Source organism: Rhizobacter sp. P2_H2 (assembly GCF_056403375.1).
Genome location: NZ_JBFUFP010001472.1, coordinates 1 through 1,043, shown reverse-complemented (window position 1 = coordinate 1,043; position 1,043 = coordinate 1). Strand labels below are relative to the sequence as shown.

Here is a 1,043-nt window from a genome sequence, read left to right as displayed (position 1 = left end):
GCCCAGTCGCGGCCGCCGGCGTGCACGCGGAACACCTCGGCGGTGAGGCCGCTGTCGTGCAGCTCGCGCACCGCGGGGTGGCGGGCGTCGAGCCGCATCAGTTCAGCGGGCGGCAGCGGGCAGTCGGCGGCGTGGCCGACCACGAGGTCGCGGCCGGACGCGACCCAGTCGAGCTGGCGCTGGCGCCGCAGCTGTTCGATGTCGGTGTCGGCGTTGGTGGCGTCGGGGGGCAAGGTCGTCATGGCGGGCCGGATTCTGCCGGGTGCGACGCTATAGTCAACGCGCCCTGTCAGCCGCTCGTCTGTATTTCCGATCCGATGTCGAAACCCGCTCCCGAACGTTCGCGACTCACGCTGGCCGATGTGGCCGCGAGCCTGGGCGTGAGCCGCACGACGGTGTCGAACGCGTTCAACCGGCCGGAGCAGTTGTCGAAGGATCTGCGCGAATCCATCCTCGCCCGCTCGCGCGAGCTCGGCTACTACGGGCCCGACACGATGGCCCGCGCGCTGCGGCGGCGCGAACTGCGCGAGGTGGCGGTGGTGTTCCACCACGACCTGCGCTATGCGTTCGGCGACGAGCTGAGCCTCGACTTCCTGCGCGGCGTCACGCGCCAGCTCGACCTGCGCGGGTTGAGCCTGCAGCTGATCCCGAAGCTCGGCCGCCAGCTGCTGCTGCAGGCCGCGTTCCAGACCACGGCCGATGCGCTGATCGTGCATGCCGAGATCGGCCCCGAGGTGGTGCCGCAGGTGCAGGCGGCGCACAAGCCGATCGTGCTGGTCGACACGCAGGTGCCGGGCACGCCGTCGGTCTGCCTCGATGACCGCCAGGGCGCGGCGCTCGCGATGGGGCATGCGCTCGCTGCGCGGCCCGATGCGGTGCTGGTGATCACGTTCCCGCTCGACGACGCCGAGCGTGCGCGGGCGCTCGGTGCGGATCCGGATCGAAGCCCGTTCGTCACGTCGGAGCGGCTGAGCGGCTATGCGCAGGCGGTGCGGGCGCAGGGCTTCGACGAGCGGCGGGTGTTCTGGGCGCCGGTCGACGAC

At 72.0% G+C, this 1,043-nt stretch carries 2 protein-coding genes; one reads left to right on the top strand and one right to left on the bottom strand.

Annotated features, from left to right (window positions below; genetic code table 11):
* On the bottom strand, positions 1–242 hold a 242-nt coding region (locus tag AC1D15_RS34015), incomplete at its 3' end, for a hypothetical protein (protein ID WP_477829542.1).
* A gap of 75 nt (positions 243–317) precedes the next feature.
* Here AC1D15_RS34015 and AC1D15_RS34010 point away from each other — a divergent pair.
* Positions 318–1,043 (top strand): LacI family DNA-binding transcriptional regulator (locus tag AC1D15_RS34010; protein ID WP_477829541.1); only part of this gene is annotated, 726 nt, incomplete at its 3' end.